Here is a 20,328-nt window from a genome sequence, read left to right on the forward strand (position 1 = left end):
GATGTACGTAAGATTAGATTTGCAGCTTTTTGCTGAAAAAACTGAAAAAGCCACTCCGCAAAAAAAGAAAGAGGCAAGGAAAAAAGGACAAGTAGCCAAAAGTGCTGATTTATCAAATGCCATTGTCCTGTTATGTTCATTTTCTTTCTTGTCCTTCTATGGGGAGCATATGGCCGAACGCTTTTTACATATGTATCGGCAAGGTTTCAGTGATTGGTTAGTGCTCGATATATCGGAACAATCGATATCGTTGTTATTTGTTACCCTTTTAAAGGATAGTGTGATCATTGCGGGTCCAATCATCTTAGCAGCCTGGCTGGGCAGCTTTGTCTCTGGATTAGCGCAGGTTGGGTTTCTAGTTTCCACCGAAGCCATCAAAATGGATCTAAAAAAAATCAATCCAGTTGAAGGGGCAAAACGTCTTTTTTCACCACGAACCTTGGTAGAGTTGATTAAGTCGATCCTAAAACTAGTGATCATTGTGACGGTAACAGCGATATTTCTTTGGCAGCAAAAAACGGTGCTGTTGAAAATGCCGCAAATGGAGCCGCTAAGAATGGTCTCGTTTCTTGGCTCCCTTACAGTGAAACTGGGGATGACAATTTCTGCCGTCTATCTCGTGATTGCAGTAGCGGATCTCTTTTATCAACGATTTGATCATGCCAAGAATTTGCGGATGTCCAAACAAGATATTAAAGATGAACATAAAAAATCCGAAGGCGACCCGTTAATTAAACATAAAATCAAAGAAAAACAACGCCAAATCTCAAGTGCACGGATGATGCAGGAAATTCCGAAAGCACAAGTTGTGGTTACGAACCCAACGCATTTTGCGGTTGCCATCGCCTATGAGGCCGGCAAAACAAAGGTGCCGGTTGTGGTTGCTAAAGGTGCGGATTATTTGGCCCTAAAAATGAGGGAAGTGGCAAAGGAACACCGGGTGGTCATTATGGAAAATAAACCGTTAGCCAGAGCTTTATATGCAAGTGTAGAGATTGGTCAGGAAATTCCGGAGGACCTATTTAAGGCAGTAGCAGAAGTGCTGGCTTATGTTTATAAAGTGAAAGGTACATTAAGCAAGTAGAGGAGGTTGTGTGGTGACGATAAAAAATCTAGGTGTTTTAATTGCAGTAATCATGGTCATAGCGATGATGGTCATCCCACTGCCAACGGTTTTGCTAGATATATTACTAATTATTAATCTTTCCATCTCCATTATGATTCTATTAATTACGATGAACACGAAAGAGCCGCTGGATTTCTCTATCTTTCCTGCTCTTCTCTTGCTGACAACTCTCTTTCGTCTTGCCTTGAATGTGTCCAGTACAAGAGTTATCCTTTCAACTGCAAAATCCGGAGCGGTTATTGAAACATTTGGTGACTTTGTTATTGGCGGAAATATGGTGGTTGGATTAATTGTCTTTTTAATCTTGGTCATTGTTCAATTCATCGTTATTACAAAAGGATCGGAACGGGTAGCAGAAGTAGCAGCACGCTTTACATTAGATGCCATGCCGGGAAAACAAATGAGTATTGATGCCGATTTAAATACGGGGATGATCAATGATCAGGAAGCGCGTCTAAGAAGAAGCAAAGTTGAGCGGGAAGCGGACTTCTACGGTTCCATGGATGGTGCAAGTAAATTTGTAAAAGGCGATGCGATCGCTGGAATCATTATTCTAATTATTAATATCATCGGTGGATTTATCATTGGAATGACGATGCACGGGATGGATTTTTCCCAAGCAGTCAATACATTTACGCTTTTATCTGTTGGTGATGGTCTAGTGAGTCAGATTCCCGCCCTGTTAATTTCTACGGCAACAGGGATTATGGTAACGAGAGCAGCTTCAGAAGGCAATCTTGGTGATGATTTAATGAAGCAAATGTCTTTGTACCCAAGTCTGTTATATGTAGTTGCGGGATGTATTGCATTACTGGGAGTCGTCACACCCATTGGTATATTCCTTACATGGGGAATTGCCGGCTTACTCGCATTTGCTGCCTATAGCACACAGAATAAACGCACGAAGCAAGAGGAAGCGATTGAGACTACACAATCAGAACAAGAGCTAGAAAAAGTGCGCAAGCCGGAAAATGTATTTGCTTTACTGAGAGAAGATCCAATTGAATTTGAATTTGGCATTGGTTTGATCATGCTTGCAGATGTCAATCAAGGCGGGGATTTATTAGACCGGGTTGTCGCAATTCGCCGGCAAATTGCGTTGGATTTGGGATTAGTCGTTCCAGTCATTCGCATTCGTGATAATATTCAGCTTCACCATAATGAGTATGTGATAAAAATAAAAGGAAATGAAGTAGCCAAGGGCGAGATTTTATTAGACCATTTCTTAATGCTAAATCCGAATGATGAGGAACATGGAATCGACGGAATTGAAACAGTAGAGCCCACATTTGGACTGCCTGCGCTATGGATTACAGAAGATAAGAAAGATGAGGCCGAGCTGTTTGGTTATACGGTCATCGACCCTTCTTCAATCGTCAGCACGCATCTTTCTGAAACGATCCGTAAATTTGCTCATGAAATCTTAGGACGAGAAGAAACGACACAATTAATTAACCATGTAAAAGAAAATCAGCCATCTTTAGTAGAAGAATTAATACCAAATGTCCTTTCAGTTGGTGATGTTCAAAAGGTGTTACAAAAGCTGTTAAAAGAGAATGTTTCAATCAGAAGTCTTACTTCCATTTTTGAGGCACTTGCCGACTACTCCGTCTACACGAAAAATCCTGACATCTTAACGGAATATGTAAGGCAGGCATTGGCCCGTCAATTAACGTCTCAATATGTTCGGAACGGTGTAGTCCACGCGATTCAGGTCGGAGCAGGAATTGAAAAGAAACTGGCAGAGTCGATTACGAGGACAGAGCAGGGGGATATTCTTACCATAGACCCTGAATCCTCAAGCCAAATGATCCATTCTTTTTCTCAAAAAATTGAGCAAATGTCCCAACTTGGAATTCGGCCGATTATTTTAACATCCGCAGGGATTCGGATGTATGTACGGCAAATGATGGAACGAACATTGGCTGATATCCCTATTCTTTCCTATAACGAGTTAGAGGCAAACGTTGAGGTTCAAAGTGTTGGAGTGGTTAATCTATGATTATCAAAACCTATGTCGTCAACAAGGTAACGGAAGCTTATCCAATGATTTTCCATGATTTAGGAACAGAAGCTTTTATCTTAAAAACGAAGCCCATTAAAACAGGAGGATTTTTTGGTCTGTTTCGAAAAAAACAGGTCGAAGTGGTAGCGGCTGCTGATCATTATCCCGAAAAGTCAACTCATGCGGAGTCGAATATGAAAGCCGAAAAACCGGTGAACGTTACCCAGAAGGAAGTACTAAAAGAGCTGTCCGAGGTAAAGGGATTAATTAAGACAATCGTTAAAGATGAACAGAAAACTTTACCAACCACGGTAGAAAAGTGGGTACAGCGCCTGCGGGAACAAGAAGTGGATGAAGAAGTAATTGAGTATATTGTAAAAAAAGTGAAAATGAATCAGATTCAAAACCTAACTCCTCAAGAGATTGAGCAAAGCTTCTTGACGATTATTGAGCAGCTTTTCGAAGAAGGAAAAGCTAAAGAATCAGATTCTAAACCTTTTCTGATTACTTTGGTGGGTCCTACTGGTGTAGGTAAAACGACCACGATTGCCAAGTTAGCGGCGGCCTGCGTTTTTCACCAAAGACAGAAAGTTGGTTTATTGACGACGGATACATACCGGATAGCCGCAGTGGAGCAGTTGAAAACGTACGCGGGGATTTTGAACATCCCGTTAGAAGTTGTTTCCAATCCAGCTGATTTATCAAATTCGATGGAGGCATTGAAAGGCTGCCATATGATTTTTATGGATAGCGCCGGCCGAAATTATCTAGAAGAAGAATATGTTGAAGAGATCAATCAATATTTGCGCTGTGATACACCGCAGGAAAATTACCTCGTTCTTAGTATGACAACCCGTTGGCGGGATATGCAGAACATCGTGGAACAGATGAAATCTGTCCCCATTGACAAGCTTATTTTAACAAAATGGGATGAAACAAGCTGCTACGGTGTTGCTCTTAATATGGTCTATCACTATCCATATCCTTTGTCCTATGTGAGCTTAGGACAGGGAGTTCCGCAGGATATTATGAAGACAGACCCCGTTTTTATGGCAAAAAAGATTTTAGGAGTAGATGAGCATGAAACAGGATCAAGCACACCAATTAAGACATTTATCTAACTCACTAGTTAGCCATGAGCGGACTTCCCGTGTTGTCACCATTGCTTCGGGTAAGGGCGGAGTGGGGAAATCAAACTTCACCTTAAGTTTTGCGCTTAGTTTGATGGAGCTGGGAAAGAAAGTCGTTGTAATCGATCTCGACATTGGTATGGCAAACTTAGATATTCTCATGGGGGCAACTCCAAAACAACACTTATGGGATATGATTCGAGAACGGAAAAGCATTTGGAGTGTACTAGAAAAAGGACCGGGAGGGTTGGAATATATTGCAGGGGGTTCTGGATTTCAGCAACTTCTCCAATTAAAGGACGAGGAGAGACAATATTTTTTTCAGGAGTTAGAAAAACTTCATGGGTATGCCGATATTATTTTGATTGATACTGGTGCAGGATTAACCGTTGAATCACAACAATGTCATTTGTCAGCCGATGAAATTATTCTCCTAACAACGCCTGAGCCAACTGCAATAGCAGACGCTTATTCGGTTATAAAAATATTACATAGCCAAAATCCTGCGATCTCTTTTCAATTGGTGGTAAATCGGGTATCGCGCCAAAAAGAAGGAATAGAGGTGGCTAGTAAAGTCAAACTAGCAGTTCAATCCTTTTTAAAGAAAGAAATAAAGATCTTTGGAGCGATCCCAGATGACGCCGCAGTTACGCAAGCGGTATTGAAACAAGTACCTTTTTATATCGCATTTCCACGATCTCCGGCGTCAGTAACGCTAAGGAACTTAGCTGAAAGATTTGTGACAGGTTCTACGGTATCAGAAGACAACAAAGGAATTAAAGGGTTTATTCGAAATTTTTCAAGATTGCTAAAGTCATAATGTTTGGGAAGGGGAATATATAGTGAATTGGAATGTGGAAGAGGCAATGGATCAATATATTCCATTGGTTCATAGAGTTGTGAGGCATATGAAACGAAGCTTATCGGATGCGGCAGATGAAAATGATCTCATTTCTTATGGAATGACAGGTTTGTGGGATGCGGGTAAAAAGTTTGATCCTTCTCAAGGAATCAAATTTGAAACGTATGCTGCTCAGCGGATCCGCGGCGAAATTCTCGATGGAATACGACAAAATGACCATGTATCCCGAACATTGCGAAAAAAAGAAAAAACATACCGGAATGCCCTGGAGACATTAGAGCAGTCCTATATGCGCCGCCCCACTCCGACAGAAGTAAGTGAACATATGGGTATCAGCATGAAAGAATATGAACAAACACAATTACAACTATCTTTTATTCATCAAGACTCATTAGACGAACCGAAAAGCTTAGAAGAAAATGCAGCGGTTCAACAAATTGAGGACAACAAATCGATTAAACAGGACGAATGGCTAGAGGCGAAAGAACGGAAACAAGCGTTAGCTGAGTTGATTGAGACCCTGCCCGAAAGAGAAAAGCTTATTTTGGCATTAATCTACTTCGAAAATTTAAGCTTTACAGACGTCAGTAAAGTTTTTGGGTTACACAAATCCCGCATTTCGCAGCTTCATAATCAGGCCATCAAAAGATTACGTAAATCTCTTGAAACAAAGGGGATCGAATGGTAAATGGCTTTGAAACAGACAAATCGTCCCTGCGGTTCGTCTGTTTTTTATAAAAATAGAAGATTCATTTTAAAACCAGGGGGATTGAGGACAAAACAAGGAGCGAGTTTGGAAGATTTGTCCCCAAGCAGGTGGATTGAGGACAAAACAGAGAGAAAGTTTGGAAGATTTGTCCCCAAGCAAGGGGATTGGGGACAAAACCCAGAGCGAGATTGATAGATTTGTCCCCAAGCAAGGGGATTGAGGACAGAACCGAGAGCGAGTTGCTGGGATTTGTCCCCAAGCAAGGGGATTGAGGACAAAACTAAGAGTGAGATTGATAGATTTGTCCCCAAGTAATGGCATTGAGGACAAAACCAAGAGTGAGTTGCTGGGATTTGTCCCTAAGCAAGGGGATTGAGGACAAAACAAGGAGCGAGTTTGGAAGATTTGTCCCCAAGCAGGGGGATTGAGGACAAAACAGAGAGAAAGTTTGGAAGATTTGTCCCCAAGCAAGGGGATTGGGGACAAAACCAAGCGTGAGTTGTTAAGATTTGTCCCCAAGCAAGGGGATTGGAGACAAAACCAGAGCGAGATTGATAGATTTGTCCCCAAGCAAGGGGATTGAGGACAGAACCGAGAGCGAGTTGCTGGGATTTGTCCCCAAGCAAGGGGATTGAGGACAAAACTAAGAGTGAGATTGATAGATTTGTCCCCAAGTAAGGGCATTGAGGACAAAACCAAGAGTGAGTTGCTGGGATTTGTCCCCAAGCAAGGGGATTGAGGACAAATCCCAGAGCGAGATTGATAGATTTGTCCCCAAGCAAGGGGATTGAGGACAAAACCAAGAGCAAGTTGTTGAGATTTGTCCCCAAGCAAAGGGATAGAGGACAAAACCAAGAGCAAGATTGATAGATTTGTCCCCAAGCAAGGGGATAGAGGACAAACCCAAGAACGAGTTGTTAACATTTGTCCCCAAGCAGTGGGATTGGGGACAAATCCAAGAGCAAGTTATTAACATTTGTCCCTAAGCATGTGGATAGAGGACAAACCCAAGAGCAAGTTTGCAAGATTTGTCCCCAAAGCAGGGTTTGAGAACTAATAAAAAAAGTCCTTAAGACGTTCTCTTAAGGACAAAACTCAATACTCAACCTATAAATCTATCTCTCATTCGTAAAAGGCCCATTGCCCCAGGCCTGTCATTTTAAAATTCTTCTGCAATACCCTGCTTATTCTTTTCCGAGAATCCACAATCCCACACCATTCATGAATAATTTTAGCGGTGACTTTCCGCTCAGGAAAAAGTATCCTAAATTCTTCTACATTACGAAGAACAGCGGTTGCTACTAATTCTTCGAATCCACATTTACCACAGATTAATTTCTTCCCCACTATTCTCACAGAAAAAGTGTTACATTTGCAACAAGTCATCCCTTTTTTCAGATTTTCATACGTGTAGGTGGGCAGATGGATATATGGTGGTACCGTTTGGTGCAATGAAATGAGTTTGTCTGCCAGATTCGTATGCGTCTGATTGAGCCGTGACGGTTTCTGGTCTAATTTTTTCATAAAGGGATCGAGCTGGGTTGGAAGTATAAAAGGCAAATCAGGAGGCGTTTGATATAACGTAAAATGGGGGTTAATAAAAATGACATATGCTTCAATTGTTAGTTTACATCCGAGTGATTGAAGAATCTGACTCAGCAGTAATTTACTACGTTTAAGTTGGTCAAGTGGATTTTGGATATCCTTTCCGGAGGGTGTTTTAAAATATTCAGAGTCATAAACGTACTCTCCTTCAAAATTTTTCACCTCAAAAAGGGAATAGGTTTCTTTAAAAATAAGTGATGAATCAAGTTGGAAACTGGATTTATTACTCTCAAGCTGTAAATCATTCAAAATATGACAGCTGCGTTGAAGTTTCTCCGTCAATAAATCAAACTGAACCTCCCCTTCAAACCCTTTTTCTAAATTTAAATAATATCTTTGCTCATCCTCAGTTAGTTTCATTCGTTTGTTTAAAATTCTAAGAGTCTTCAGTACTACGGATTCGCTACGTTTTTTATATGGCATATTCCACATCCTTTCTACTTCCAATCATATAGAAAAATCAGAACCAAGAGTATGAATACTTTGTTAAAAATAAGAGTTACATTCCGCTGTTCAAACTTCCGTCAAACCATTTTGAACGTATTGTGAAATGATTCACATATCTATGTTATCCAAGGTAAAAACGAGTATAGTGTAAGTATAGAGAACAAGTTAAATTTGAAAGGCGGAATGACTTATGTTTAACAATTTTTTAAGAGAAAATAAGATCTCAGCTGCTATTTTAACCGTTATTCGTTTATACCTTGGCTATTCTTGGTTCACAGCAGGTTTTCATAAAATCACAGGCGGATTTGACGCTTCTGGATTCTTAAAAGGAGCGATTGCAAAACCAGTAACAGGTCCGGATGGCAACATGGTATATGCTTGGTATGTAGATTTCTTAAAAGACTTTGCCCTGCCAAACATTGATGTATTTAACTTCATTGTGCCTTGGGGAGAAACATTAATTGGATTAGGATTACTACTAGGATGTTTAACAACAGCCGCAATGTTCTTTGGTCTAGTGATGAACTTCAGCTTTTTCTTAGCAGGAACAGTATCTCATAACCCAACTGACATCTTTTTAGGCTTCATCATCTTAACTGCAGGTTACAACGCAGGCCGTTACGGTTTAGACCGCTGGGTGTTTCCATTTATTCGTAAAACAACAAAGACTAATACTTCAAAACATAAAGCAGCAGCCTAACTAGTAGGCGCAAAAAGACGATTCGCTCCCCCCGAATCGTCTTTTTGAATTTAAAAAAAGGAGTTGAGAAGTGAAATGTTGAATTAATCATTCTGGTAATCGTAAAAATAAGGAGCAATCATATGAAAATTTCTAGTGAATTCCAGGAGAAAATCACCAATGCTTTTGGCCCTGCTGGAAAGGCGTGGATAGATTCTTTAGAGCAAAGAGTCGAGACATATTTACAAAAATGGGAGCTGACGAGTGAAGGTCCTGTAGATAATCTTTCTTATAATTTCGTTTTAAAAGTCAGAGATTCAAATGAAACCCCTTTGATTTTAAAACTAGGGGTACCAAACTTTGATACGAGAAATGAGATGGTGACCCTTAAAGCCTATAACGGAGAAGGGTGTGCTCAGCTTTTAATGTCAGATCCCGAAAATGGCGTCATGCTGCTGGAACGAATTGTCCCAGGCACAATGCTTTCAGCGGAACGTGATGAGATGGTGGTTATAGAAAACTTTATAAAGGTTTGGAAGGATATTCGCAGACCTGTACCTGGTGGAACCTCAACGCCATCACTCAAACACTGGTTTGATGGACTTACACGCTACCGTAATGCCGGAGGCGGTCCAATTTCCTTGGAGCATGTTCAGTTAGCAGAAGAGTTTTTTCAAGAGGTAATGGAAACATCGAAAGGACCTGAACTGCTGCACGGTGATTTACATCATGAGAATATACTCTATTCCGAGGAAAAGGGATGGATGGCGATTGACCCAAAAGGTGTTGCAGGAGACCCCTATTTTGATGTCGTTTCGTTTTTGATTAATCAATTGGAGTCAAAGGCTGATCCAAAAAGTACGTTAAAGCTACGTGTTGATAAAATCAGTGAACAAATGGGGCTTGATCGACAACGATTGTTGAAGGCTGCCATTGCATTAGGAACACTATATGCCTGCTGGGGTGCAGAGGATTTAGCTGATTGGGAAACAACGTATCAATGTGTAAAATGGTTTATTGAATTTCTAGGGTAGGGCGATTCAAATTGAATCGTCTTTTTTTGTCTAATAAAACTGAATGAACAGAAACCATTTTAAATAGAATGAAAGGAGGATATTTTAACACAGCCTAAAAGTCCAAGTGAATGGTGGGAATGGAATGAAGGAAATAACCATTGACCCTTATATCCACGTTCGAATGGTAAAAAGTTTTGAATACGACCCAAGGGGAAAGAAAATTAGCTTTATTTCTGATTTTACAGGGGTACCCCAGGTATGGGAGCTTGACCGGGAGGACAGGTGGCCGGCACAAGCCTCTTTTACCATGAAAGGAATCACCTTTATTAAATATATTGCTGGAACGTCAGACTTGGTTTATGGGATGGACTCGGATGGAGATGAAAAGGAGCAGCTGTACTTATTAAAGGAAAATGGTGAAAAAATCGCCTTGACCAACTCGCCAGAACATCTTCATTTATTTGGTGACAGCTCGCCAGATGGAAAATGGATTGCTTGGTCTAGTAACCGAAGGAATCAAGCATATTTAGATATCTATATTCAAAACTTGGAGACGTTGGAAATTCGCCGGGTATTTACCCAAGATGGAACCTATATGGTTGAGAAGTGGTTTCCTGATGGAAAGTCGCTTTTAGTAAAAAAAGCAAACTCTCCCCTTGATCATGATTTAGGGGTATTTTCACTTTCCACAGGAAAAATGGATTGGATTACTGCGTATAAGGATGAAGCCAGTTATAAGAATTTTCATTTTAATAGGGAAGGAGATCATCTCTACCTATTAACCAATCAGGACAGTGAGTTCTTTGGACTCGCGGTAATTGAAATCTCTACAAAACAATTGACTTGGCTGGAAAGACAGGAATGGGATATTGAAGACCTAGCCATGAATAAGGCTAAAAATAAAATCGCTTTTTCCGTGAATGAAGGGGGAGTATCTAAGGGCTACCTTGTGGATCTGGACCAAAGTAAATTGTATACATGGGATACCCCAATGGGAGCGATATATAATCTCAGATTTTCACCGAATCAGCAAAAGCTGGGCTTTGTGTTAAATGGCCCCACCCATCCACCGGATATATGGGAGGTGGATATTAATACCCTTCAGGCAAAGCGGCTTACCTACATCTCGCGCACGCCGCTTTTAGAGGAAAAGTTAGTAGAGCCTGAGTTGATTTCATTTCCGTCTTTCGACCAGCTTTCTATACCAGCTTTTTACTACAAGCCCAATCGTAAAGGTGGAAAAACCCCTGTGGTTGTCTATATTCACGGTGGACCTGAAAGCCAAAGCCGTGCGGTGTACAGCCCCTTTTTGCAATATTTCTTAAACCAGGGTTATGCGGTGGTGGCTCCAAATATCCGCGGGAGTACTGGTTATGGTAAAACCTATACCCATTTGGATGATGGGCGAAAACGAATGGACGCGGTAAAGGATGTTATTTTTTTAATGGAATGGCTGAAAAAAACAGGTGATATTCAGGAAAATCAGGCAGCGATTGTCGGGGGAAGCTATGGAGGATTTATCGTGCTGGCTGCGATCAGCCACTATCCGGAGCGCTGGGCGGCAGCCATTGATATTGTAGGAATGTCAAGTATCCGAACATTCCTGCAAACGACCAGCCCGTGGCGAAAAAAACTGCGTGAGGCAGAATACGGTACGATTGAAAAGGATGGCGAGTTTTTTGATCAAATTGACCCGTTGAATCATGCAGATAAGATTAAAGCTCCGCTCATGATTATACATGGCGTAAATGATCCTCGCGTATCAATTCAAGAGTCAGATCAGATTGTCACGAAACTCAAGAAACGAAATCATCCAGTCCGGTATATTCGTATTGAAGAGGAAGGACATACGATGATGAAATTAAAAAATAAAATAAATTCCTATACAGAAATGGCGGAGTTTCTTGAAAACTATTTAGGAAAGTCAAAATAGCAATATTTTCATAGGCTAATAGTCCGATTTTAGATGAAATCTCTAAACAGAACAAATGTTTTGTTGTATGATAAGATTTATTATACTAATAGAGGTGAAACTAACATTGAATGGTACCGCACATACAGCGATTGGAGCCGCAACAGGATTTGTCGCTGCCAGCACCTTTCATTCCAATCCAACTGAAACCATCATTCTGATTGGACTAGGAGCGGTTTCAGGTTTGATGCCTGACTTGGATATTGATGGAAAGCTTCGCGGTAAAATTACTTTATCCCATAAGGTGATTCGCTTGGCGGCATTATTAATAGGAATCTTGATGGTGTTTTATAGCTTTTATGAGGGAAGGGCGGCAGAGCAGTGGTTTGGCATTGCGAGCGGATTGGCCATCATGGGGATTTCTTCGCTCATTAAACAAAAGCATATGCTTACAATTACAGGAATTGGTGTCCTTGCTGGGGGAATCTCGCTTTCGGAAGTATGGCTGATTTTGCTTGGGGTTTATATCGTCATTGCATCTATCTCCTCGCATCGCAGTTATACACATTCTATCTTAGGCGTCATTTTCTTTGGGATCATCTCTTCAAAACTTGAAGGTTCACTAGGAATCGACGGTGTTTTTTATGCCTGCCTTGGGGGATATATTAGTCATTTAATTGCTGATTTAAAAATATTACCGTTTAATAGGCGTGGTATTAAGTTGTTTTTACCATTATCAAAGATAGAATTATAGCAGGTCACATCGAGGTTGATGTGACCTTTTTTTTATATAAATTCCACAGTTTGCAAGACTTGCCGGCGAACCTCGTTTCCAGCAGCAGGATAAATCCGCGGAACACGCTTCCCGATTAAACAGACAACCTCATAGTTAATCGTCCCCATGAGCAGGGCAATCTCATCAACGGATTGAAACGCTTTGTCATTTCCTCCAAAAATAACAACTTCATCACCCTGCTGGCAGGAAGGTACGGTGGTAACATCAATCATCGTTTGGTCCATACAGACACGGCCTGCTACTAAAACCTTTTGTCCATTTAGAAGAAATTGCCCGCAGTTGGAAAGATGTCTGGAGAGACCGTCGGCATATCCGATTGGAAGAGTGGCAATCATACGTTCACTTGAAGGAGTATAGGTGCAGCCATAGCTAATTGGCTGCGATTTAGCTACCTTTTTGAGCCCAGCAATTTTTGTTTTAAGCGTCATCGCTTGCTGAAGTGAAATCGTATGTTCCTTTAACGACATGTCGGGATACAGACCATATAACCCAATTCCGACACGGACCATATCTAGGTGCATTTCTGGAAAATTCATCGTCCCAGCTGTATTACAACAATGCTTTAGCGGGATAGAAATTCTGTTGTCATCTAAATAGGTAATTACGGAACGAAATCGCTCGAATTGCTGAAGTGTATAGGAAGAATCCTCACTATCCGCGTTAGCGAAGTGAGTGAAAATACCTTTAAGAATGACAAAACGTGACGCAACCACTTTTGTTGCTAAATCCAGTGCTTCTTCACGGGTTTGAACACCGATTCTGGTCATACCGGTATCGATTTTTAAGTGGATGGCTGCTGTTTTTTGAAGTTCTTCGGTCTGAAAGATAATTTCGTCCAGTACATCCTCACTAAAAACCGTTAAATCCACTCCAGCTATAATTGCCTGCCGAATGGAGCGGGGAGGGGTATATCCTAATATTAAAATAGGCTCTGTTATCCCTGCCTCACGCAGTTCGATTGCTTCATCCAAAATCGCCACTGCCAGAAAATCAGCGCCCGCTTCTACAGCGGCATTGGCTATCTGGACAGCACCGTGGCCATAACCATCCGCTTTCACCACGGCCATCAAGTTCACGGACGATCCAATATAATTTTTAAATTGGTTTGTATTATGTTTAATGGCTTCTAACGAAACTTCAGCCCACGTATCTCGATAGCTTTTTTGAATCACAAGTCTTCCCCCCAGAAATTCCTATGAAAATACCCTCAAGATAAACTTGAGGGTACCAAGATGGTTAGTTCAATACAACTTCCTTTTCCAATGCAATTTCCACTGGCACATATACATAGTTAAGGTCTCTTGCTACCGCTTCATAGGTGATTTCACCGTTCGCCACGTTCACTCCAAGCTTTAATGCCGGATTTTCAGAAATGGCCTTCACCACACCTTTATTGGCAATTTGCAATGCATATGGAACCGTCGCATTTGTAAGAGCCATTGTAGATGTTCTTGGAACCGCTCCAGGCATGTTCGCAACAGAGTAGTGAACAACACCATGTTTCTCAAATGTTGGGTTATCATGAGTGGTTACATGGTCAATCGTTTCAACGCTTCCGCCTTGGTCAATCGCAACGTCCACGATTACAGAACCAGGTTTCATGGTTTTAACCATATCTTCTGTAACTAGTTTAGGCGCTTTTGCCCCTGGAATTAGTACCGCACCGATCACTAAGTCTGCTTCTTTCACTGCTTCAGCAATGTTAAAAGGATTTGAGATTAAAGTTTTAATTTGGTTTCCGAACACGTCATCCAAGTAACGAAGACGGTCTGCACTTAAGTCGATAATCGTAACATCTGCACCTAAACCAATCGCCATTTTTGCAGCGTTTGTTCCGACAATACCGCCGCCAATGATCGTAACCTTACCACGGCTGACCCCTGGAACACCTGCAAGCAGAATCCCTTTACCGCCATTGAATTTCTGTAAGAATTGCGCCCCGATTTGTGCGGACATACGGCCAGCTACTTCACTCATTGGTGTTAGAAGTGGAAGCGTGCGGTTAACAGAAACTGTCTCGTAGGCAATAGCAATGACACCGCTATCTTTAAGTGCCTGAGCTAATGCAGGCTCTGCTGCTAAATGCAGGTACGTAAATAATACTAACCCTGGGCGGAAGTATTTGTACTCACTTTCAAGCGGTTCTTTTACTTTCATAATCATTTCAGACTGATTCCAAACATCAGCTGCTAGCTCAATGATTTCTGCGCCTGCTTGAGTATAGTCTACATCTACGAAACCGCTTCCAATTCCAGCCCCTTTTTCAACTAAGACTTTATGTCCAGCTTGTACGAATGAAACAACACCTGCTGGAGTTAATGCCACACGGTTTTCATTGTTTTTGATTTCCTTCACTACACCAATAATCATTCTCGTTATCCCCCTTGGAAGTCTTTAGTGATTTTTTCTGACTTTAGAATAATCCCTTCGAAACAATTTTTCTTTGTTTAGAAAGCAGAAATACGAGAACTCAATTTGTGAAATTACACAAAACGTTCACAAATTCCTTGATATAAAAGGAAAAACCACATGGGATAAAAAGTAAAAAAAACAAATTTTGTTTTGTTTAAATATTCAAACAGAAAGCGAACCCCTTTTAGGTGTCTGGTGCCTGTCACCGTCCGTGGACAGTGTCCACCTGAGGTGGACAAATTTTGGGTGTCTCCATTTATTTAAACTTTTCAAGCTTAAGGTCTAAGTAAAGGGTTATTTTTTGGTTTGGGTCTTTGAGATTGATTTCACCGATTTCTGATATACGTTTGAGACGGTAATTTAGTGTGTTGGTGTGTACATTTAATTGATTTGCGGCTTCATGGACATTGCTGTCATGGTTTAGAAAGACTTCTAATGTTTCGACGAGATCGGTGTTATTTTTTTTATCATATTCCTGAAGCTTTTTCAGAGAATAGTTTTCATTTTGATCTGTACCGGATTTTTCAATCAATACATCGATATATTTATAGATTCCGAGACTTTGATAGCCATGGATTTCTTTTGCTTCACGAGGGAATTTTCTTTTTACTGATAATACGGTTCGCGCTTCTTTGTACGACTTTTCTACTTTTCCTAAATCACTATAAACACTGCTATAGCCGTGAACAATGGAGTCAATACCAAATCGTTCCTTCATTTTGGCAACAAATAGCTCACAAAATGCATTTAGTTTATTCACTGGCTGCTGAATACCATCAAGGGAAATAAACAACACTAATTGTTGATGGTCAATGGTGTGCAGCAGGATTTTTGGCATTTGAATTGTTTTTAACAGGTAAGCGATATGCTTTTCATCATCTCTGCCTAATTCCTTTGAAAATTGAAAGACGGCAACTGCAAAGGATGAAGGAGGCGAAATTTGCAGCGCATGAAACTTATTAATGATTTCTTCATTGCTAGAAAGATGGCTTGTTAATAGCTGCCAAAAAAACTCTTGAAATTGCTCTTCTTTTTTATTTTTGCGGTTTTGCAGTTGAATCAGTTTGTTTTTTGTTGCGTCTGCGGCTTGCTTCAAGCAGTCCATTTCTTCTTCGCCTAGTGTTTTTTCAATCTCTAACGCCCAAATGAAACCGAGCACTTCATCGTTTTTCCAAATGGATACAGCAACCCTGTTTCCCAGCCCAATCTCATCTACCGTCTTAACTCGGATAGGATCACGACTGTTTAAGAGTGAAGGAATGACCCCTTCCTTCCATAAGGAATTGATGACCTTTTCCGGAACACGGCGGCCGATGATTGTGGCAATCCGTGCCGGGTCGGTTCGATCATCATGGGTACTATAGGCAAGAAGACGATGGTTCGCGTCTTCTATGGTTATCGGACAATGTAACACTTCACTTACCATATCTGCAAATTCTTCTAGACTATCAAAGCTGGCGCGAAACGGATCATTTTTCATAAATTACCACCTTTATCAATGAGATTGTGCACTCTGTAACGTATTTGTTATTTAAAACAATATTTTTTTAATAGATTTGTATTTATTCTACAATATAAAATGTTCACAGATATGTTATATTAATTTCACAAAGTTTTAACTTTTCTTCATCTAACACACATTGTAAACGCTGTCATTACGAAAAAGAATAGGAGGATATTATTTAAATATAAACAGTAGGTTTTATTTAGAATAATATTGTAACTTTTTTAGTGAAAAAGGGAAATAGGAGATTTCAACTAAATAGGGGGTAGACTATGCAAAAAAATCCAAATCAATTACAACGAGGTTTAGAAGAAAGACACATTACGCTCATGTCACTAGGAGCAGCCATTGGGGTAGGTCTGTTTCTAGGTTCAGCCACTGCGATTAAGCTTGCTGGACCAGGTATTATTCTCGGTTATGCATTTGCCGGTATGATTATGTTCTTTATTATGAGAGCACTTGGGGAAATGGCAATTCAAAAACCTGTTGCTGGATCCTTCAGTCAATATGCTCGTGACTATTTAGGTGCTTTGCCTGGTTTCTTAACAGGATGGAATTATTGGTTTTTATGGGTTGTAACGTGTATGGCTGAAATTACGGCTGCAGGAATCTACATGGAGTATTGGTTCCCTGATGTACCACGCTGGATTTGGGCATTGGCAGCACTCGTTATTATGGCTTCCGTCAATTTTCTAAATGTAAAAGCCTATGGTGAACTTGAATTTTGGTTTGCATTAATTAAGATTATTACCATCTTATTCATGATTGTAAGTGGTCTGGGAATGATTGTTTTAGGGATTGGTAATGGCGGTATTGCTACTGGCATCAGCAATCTTTGGGAGAATGGAGGAATTCTTCCGAATGGGATTACTGGGGTATTAATGTCCCTGCAAATGGTTATGTTTGCTTTCTTAGGTATTGAGATGATTGGTATTACTGCCGGGGAAGTAAAGAATCCGGAAAAAACATTATCTAGAGCGATTGATACTGTCTTCTGGCGAATTCTTATTTTCTATGTAGGTGCCTTGTTTGTCATTATGTCGATTTATCCTTGGACCGAAATCGGTGCACAGGGCAGTCCGTTCGTTTTGACCTTTGATAAGCTTGGAATCCCTGCTGCAGCTGGAATCATTAACTTTGTTGTCTTAACGGCTGCGTTATCTTCGTGTAACGGTGGTATTTTCAGTACAGCACGTATGTTATTCAACTTAGCTGAAAATGATGAAGCACCAAAGAGTCTTGGTAAATTAAATAAGAATGGTGTTCCGAGTGCTGCGGTTTTAGTAACAGGGGGTGCCTTATTAGTCGGTGTTGTTCTTAACTATTTAGTCCCGGCAAAAGTATTTACATGGGTAACAGCGATTTCAACGTTTGGTGCAATTTGGACGTGGTCGATGATTTTATTATCACAAATTAAGTATCGTAAGAGTCTAACGCCAAATCAATTGAACGGCTTAAAGTATAAAATGCCTTTATTCCCATTCACATCCTACTTTTCTTTAGCATTCTTATTATTAGTTGTAGGATTAATGGCATTCTTCCCAGATACAAGAATTGCTTTAATCGTTGGACCGCTTTGGCTCGGAATTTTAACGGCCTTCTATTATGGAAAGGGATATCATAAACGAGACAAACAAAATCAGGACCAATTTCAAAAAGTGATATAAATGGTGCCTGTCAACTAAATTTAATTCTCTATAAAAAAAGCGTAAGTGGGCATTGATCCATTTACGTTTTTTTATTGTTTTGACGGAATTAACTCATACTGTTGTTAGATAGAAAAAATGAAACCGTTTTAAAAAGACCGTAAATTATCGGATATTTTTTAAATTTTTTCGGATAGTGAAAAAAATGAAAACCTTTACAATAAAACATGTAAGCGATTGATATTAATAAGGGGGAAACACCATGAAGAAGCTAGGCGTTTTAGTCTTAGGCTTAATGTTACTATTTTTATCCGCATGCGGCGGTGGAGAAGAGAAAGCTTCTGGAGACAGTAAAGTCACAGAACTTACCGTGTGGAATGACTGGACTGAAAATCGTCCGGAATACAAGGTTTATAAAGATATCATTGCTAAATTCAATGAAGAAAACAAAGGCAGCATCCACGTTAAAATTGAAAGTATTCCACATGACCAATATGAAACAAAGCTTAGAACACAAGCAGCAGGAAAGCAATTACCGGATATGTTCCGCGTTTGGCCTGGTGCACGTATTCAGCCTCTAGTGGAAGGAAAAGTGTTACTTCCTTTAAATGATATCCTTGATACGTGGGAAGGAAAAATCCCAGAAGGTATCTTGAAAGATTATGCAGTTGACGGGAAACAGTATGCGATTCCAGCAAATATTAGTGAAACTAGCTTGATTTACTATCATAAAGATGTATTGGCAAAAGCAGGATTTGAAGAATTTCCAAAAACGTATGATGAGTTAAAAGATTTAATCAAGGCATTAAATGATCAAAAAGTAATGCCAATTGCATTAGGTAATAAAGCGATTTGGCCGCTGCAATCTGTATACATTTCAACCATTGCAGACCGTTTCACAGGCAGTGAATTCTTACCAAGCACGTTAAGTGGTAAAGATTCTTTTACAGATGAGAACTTTGTAAAAGCATTAGCAGTAGTGGAAGAATTAGCGAAGCTTAAAGCATTTAATGAAGATTTCAATACCATTGACGAAGCTCAATCTAGAACATTATTCAATAGTGGGGAAGCAGCTATGCACTTCGCCGGTTCTTGGGCTATTGGACCAATCCTTGAAGGTGTAGAAAATATCGATAATATCGGAGTTGCTCCGTTCCCAAGCTTTGGCGGAGAAGGTGATACAGCAAAAATTTCTGGTGCAGCGGGCGGCGGTATCGCTCTTAATGCTGAATTATCTGGTAAGAAGAAAGAAGCAGCATTTAAATTCTTACAGTTCTTCTACGGCGATGAGTTATACCAAGGACTAGCTAAATCTAATATCGTTGTTCCAGTACAAGTAGAAATGGACGATAGCATTCCTGAAATTTACAAAACAGCTAACGGATTTGCACAAGGCGGTTTAGCACCAGTTTATGATGCAACCTTAACACCTGAGTTAACAGACATGATTAACAATGGATTACAATCGATCACAATCGGTGAAAAGACACCTAAAGAATTAGCTGAAGAAATGCAGAAGGAAAACGAACAAGGAAAGAAATAATCTTTTAAAATACAGGTTGCCTTCACTAAGGCAACCTGCATTTCATAGGGGAGATAAATATGCAACTAACTGGAAAAAGTAAAGCGGCTCTTATTATCGGTTTACTGCCGGCATTTTTGATTTATACCGTCTTTGCTATCTATCCGATTATCCAATCGTTTTATTATTCCTTTATGGAATGGGACGGTTTTTCGGAAATGGAATTTATCGGTCTGCAAAACTTTGAGAATCTTTTTCAAGATCCGTTATTTTGGAATTCAGTTGGCAATAACATTTTTGTTGTTGGTGCCTCCGTATTTGGACAGATTCCGATTGCTTTATTTATAGCTCTGTTATTAAATCGAAAAATTAAGGGCTTAAAGATTTTTAGAACCATTGGCTTTCTGCCTGTTGTCTTATCAACGGTTGTTATCTCGCTAACATGGAGCCTGATTTACAATACAAAGGATGGCATGATTAACGAAATTTTAAGAGCTGTTGGTTTGGACTTTTTGGCACAAAACTGGCTTGGTGATACAAAATGGTCAATGGTGGCTGTTTGTATTACGGTCATTTGGCAATTCGTTGGACTTTATTTAATTATTTTCCTAGCAGCTTTGCAAAACATACCGGAAGAAGTAATGGAAGCGGCAAAGATGGATGGTGCTTCTGAATGGGTGACTACATGGAAAATAACCATTCCAATGATTTGGGATACCGTTATTGTTGCGATCATTTTGTGTATTTCCGGTAGTTTAAGAACCTTTGATTTAATTTATGTTATGACACATGGCGGACCATCACATTCTACCGACGTGATGGCGTTGTATATGTTCAATGAGACATTTTCAAATCTGCAATATGGTTACGGCAGTGCGGTATCCGTATTTATTTTCTTCTTCAGTCTTATCTTGATTGGAATTGTAAAAAAAGTTCTTGGCCAAAAATTTATTTGAT

The 20,328-nt window shown here is 40.1% G+C and carries 16 protein-coding genes; 12 read left to right on the forward strand and 4 right to left on the reverse strand.

What is annotated here, in order from left to right:
• Position 1: 1 nt before the first annotated feature.
• From flhB to ACN6MT_RS08145, 5 genes are read left to right on the forward strand one after another with little or no spacing between them, the layout of a single operon-like run.
• Positions 2–1,084, forward strand: a complete 1,083-nt coding sequence (gene flhB, locus ACN6MT_RS08125; RefSeq protein WP_419955459.1) for a flagellar biosynthesis protein FlhB — start codon at positions 2–4, stop codon at positions 1,082–1,084.
• A gap of 13 nt (positions 1,085–1,097) precedes the next feature.
• On the forward strand, positions 1,098–3,128 hold the full coding sequence (gene flhA / locus ACN6MT_RS08130) for a flagellar biosynthesis protein FlhA (RefSeq protein WP_082799585.1): 2,031 nt from the start codon (positions 1,098–1,100) through the stop codon (positions 3,126–3,128).
• Positions 3,125–4,252, forward strand: coding sequence for a flagellar biosynthesis protein FlhF (gene flhF, locus ACN6MT_RS08135; protein WP_419955460.1), 1,128 nt, complete (start codon positions 3,125–3,127; stop codon positions 4,250–4,252). Before flhA ends, flhF begins: the two co-directional genes overlap by 4 nt.
• Complete coding sequence (locus ACN6MT_RS08140) at positions 4,212–5,081, forward strand: MinD/ParA family protein (RefSeq protein ID WP_419955461.1); 870 nt, start codon at positions 4,212–4,214, stop codon at positions 5,079–5,081. Before flhF ends, ACN6MT_RS08140 begins: the two co-directional genes overlap by 41 nt.
• A 22-nt stretch (positions 5,082–5,103) precedes the next feature.
• Positions 5,104–5,811 (forward strand): sigma-70 family RNA polymerase sigma factor, encoded by a 708-nt coding sequence (locus ACN6MT_RS08145; protein WP_419955462.1) that lies wholly within the window; start codon positions 5,104–5,106, stop codon positions 5,809–5,811.
• A 1,143-nt stretch (positions 5,812–6,954) separates the two neighbouring features.
• On the opposite strand, the gene ACN6MT_RS08150 is transcribed toward ACN6MT_RS08145, so the two are convergent.
• Positions 6,955–7,860, reverse strand: coding sequence for a nuclease-related domain-containing protein (locus tag ACN6MT_RS08150; RefSeq protein ID WP_419955463.1), 906 nt, complete (start codon positions 7,858–7,860; stop codon positions 6,955–6,957).
• 214 nt (positions 7,861–8,074) lie between these two features.
• Between ACN6MT_RS08150 and ACN6MT_RS08155 the strand changes: the two genes are divergently transcribed.
• The 4 genes from ACN6MT_RS08155 to ACN6MT_RS08170 all read left to right on the forward strand — a co-directional run bounded on the left by ACN6MT_RS08155 (position 8,075) and on the right by ACN6MT_RS08170 (position 12,245).
• Positions 8,075–8,584, forward strand: coding sequence for a DoxX family membrane protein (locus ACN6MT_RS08155; protein WP_419955464.1), 510 nt, complete (start codon positions 8,075–8,077; stop codon positions 8,582–8,584).
• 122 nt (positions 8,585–8,706) lie between these two features.
• The gene (locus ACN6MT_RS08160; protein WP_419955465.1) at positions 8,707–9,597 is read left to right on the forward strand and encodes an aminoglycoside phosphotransferase family protein; all 891 of its coding nucleotides are present in this window, start codon (positions 8,707–8,709) and stop codon (positions 9,595–9,597) included.
• A 124-nt stretch (positions 9,598–9,721) separates the two neighbouring features.
• Complete coding sequence (locus ACN6MT_RS08165) at positions 9,722–11,512, forward strand: alpha/beta fold hydrolase (RefSeq protein WP_419955466.1); 1,791 nt, start codon at positions 9,722–9,724, stop codon at positions 11,510–11,512.
• 106 nt (positions 11,513–11,618) lie between these two features.
• Entirely contained in the window at positions 11,619–12,245 is a 627-nt protein-coding gene (locus ACN6MT_RS08170; RefSeq protein WP_419955467.1) for a metal-dependent hydrolase, read from the forward strand.
• Positions 12,246–12,277: 32 nt separating this feature from the next.
• On the opposite strand, the gene alr is transcribed toward ACN6MT_RS08170, so the two are convergent.
• The 3 genes from alr to ACN6MT_RS08185 form a co-directional block, all read right to left on the reverse strand.
• The gene (alr, locus tag ACN6MT_RS08175; RefSeq protein WP_419955468.1) at positions 12,278–13,459 is read right to left on the reverse strand and encodes an alanine racemase; all 1,182 of its coding nucleotides are present in this window, start codon (positions 13,457–13,459) and stop codon (positions 12,278–12,280) included.
• Positions 13,460–13,523: 64 nt separating this feature from the next.
• Positions 13,524–14,657 (reverse strand): alanine dehydrogenase, encoded by a 1,134-nt coding sequence (gene ald, locus ACN6MT_RS08180; RefSeq protein WP_419955469.1) that lies wholly within the window; start codon positions 14,655–14,657, stop codon positions 13,524–13,526.
• Positions 14,658–14,955: 298 nt separating this feature from the next.
• Positions 14,956–16,179: a PucR family transcriptional regulator gene (locus ACN6MT_RS08185; protein WP_419955470.1), complete on the reverse strand. Its 1,224-nt coding sequence runs from the start codon at positions 16,177–16,179 to the stop codon at positions 14,956–14,958.
• 296 nt (positions 16,180–16,475) lie between these two features.
• Between ACN6MT_RS08185 and ACN6MT_RS08190 the strand changes: the two genes are divergently transcribed.
• From ACN6MT_RS08190 to ACN6MT_RS08200, 3 genes are all read left to right on the forward strand, one after another.
• Positions 16,476–17,870, forward strand: coding sequence for an amino acid permease (locus ACN6MT_RS08190; protein ID WP_419955471.1), 1,395 nt, complete (start codon positions 16,476–16,478; stop codon positions 17,868–17,870).
• Positions 17,871–18,111: 241 nt separating this feature from the next.
• Positions 18,112–19,392 (forward strand): extracellular solute-binding protein, encoded by a 1,281-nt coding sequence (locus ACN6MT_RS08195; RefSeq protein ID WP_419955472.1) that lies wholly within the window; start codon positions 18,112–18,114, stop codon positions 19,390–19,392.
• A 59-nt stretch (positions 19,393–19,451) separates the two neighbouring features.
• Positions 19,452–20,327, forward strand: coding sequence for a carbohydrate ABC transporter permease (locus tag ACN6MT_RS08200; RefSeq protein WP_419955473.1), 876 nt, complete (start codon positions 19,452–19,454; stop codon positions 20,325–20,327).
• Position 20,328 lies beyond the last annotated feature (1 nt).

This window comes from Neobacillus niacini, assembly GCF_048572935.1.
GTDB classification, from domain to species: domain Bacteria; phylum Bacillota; class Bacilli; order Bacillales; family Cytobacillaceae; genus Neobacillus; species Neobacillus niacini.

Bases quoted from the DNA above. Each gene is read 5' to 3' on its own strand.
- flhB (WP_419955459.1), top strand. From the start codon at position 2: ATGTACGTAAGATTAGATTTGCAGCTTTTTGCTGAAAAAACTGAAAAA.
- ald (WP_419955469.1), bottom strand. From the start codon at position 14,657: ATGATTATTGGTGTAGTGAAGGAAATCAAAAACAATGAAAACCGTGTG.
- ACN6MT_RS08155 (WP_419955464.1), top strand. From the start codon at position 8,075: ATGTTTAACAATTTTTTAAGAGAAAATAAGATCTCAGCTGCTATTTTA.
- ACN6MT_RS08200 (WP_419955473.1), top strand. From the start codon at position 19,452: ATGCAACTAACTGGAAAAAGTAAAGCGGCTCTTATTATCGGTTTACTG.
- ACN6MT_RS08150 (WP_419955463.1), bottom strand. From the start codon at position 7,860: ATGCCATATAAAAAACGTAGCGAATCCGTAGTACTGAAGACTCTTAGA.
- ACN6MT_RS08165 (WP_419955466.1), top strand. From the start codon at position 9,722: ATGAAGGAAATAACCATTGACCCTTATATCCACGTTCGAATGGTAAAA.
- ACN6MT_RS08185 (WP_419955470.1), bottom strand. From the start codon at position 16,179: ATGAAAAATGATCCGTTTCGCGCCAGCTTTGATAGTCTAGAAGAATTT.
- ACN6MT_RS08190 (WP_419955471.1), top strand. From the start codon at position 16,476: ATGCAAAAAAATCCAAATCAATTACAACGAGGTTTAGAAGAAAGACAC.
- flhF (WP_419955460.1), top strand. From the start codon at position 3,125: ATGATTATCAAAACCTATGTCGTCAACAAGGTAACGGAAGCTTATCCA.
- ACN6MT_RS08195 (WP_419955472.1), top strand. From the start codon at position 18,112: ATGAAGAAGCTAGGCGTTTTAGTCTTAGGCTTAATGTTACTATTTTTA.
- ACN6MT_RS08160 (WP_419955465.1), top strand. From the start codon at position 8,707: ATGAAAATTTCTAGTGAATTCCAGGAGAAAATCACCAATGCTTTTGGC.
- ACN6MT_RS08140 (WP_419955461.1), top strand. From the start codon at position 4,212: ATGAAACAGGATCAAGCACACCAATTAAGACATTTATCTAACTCACTA.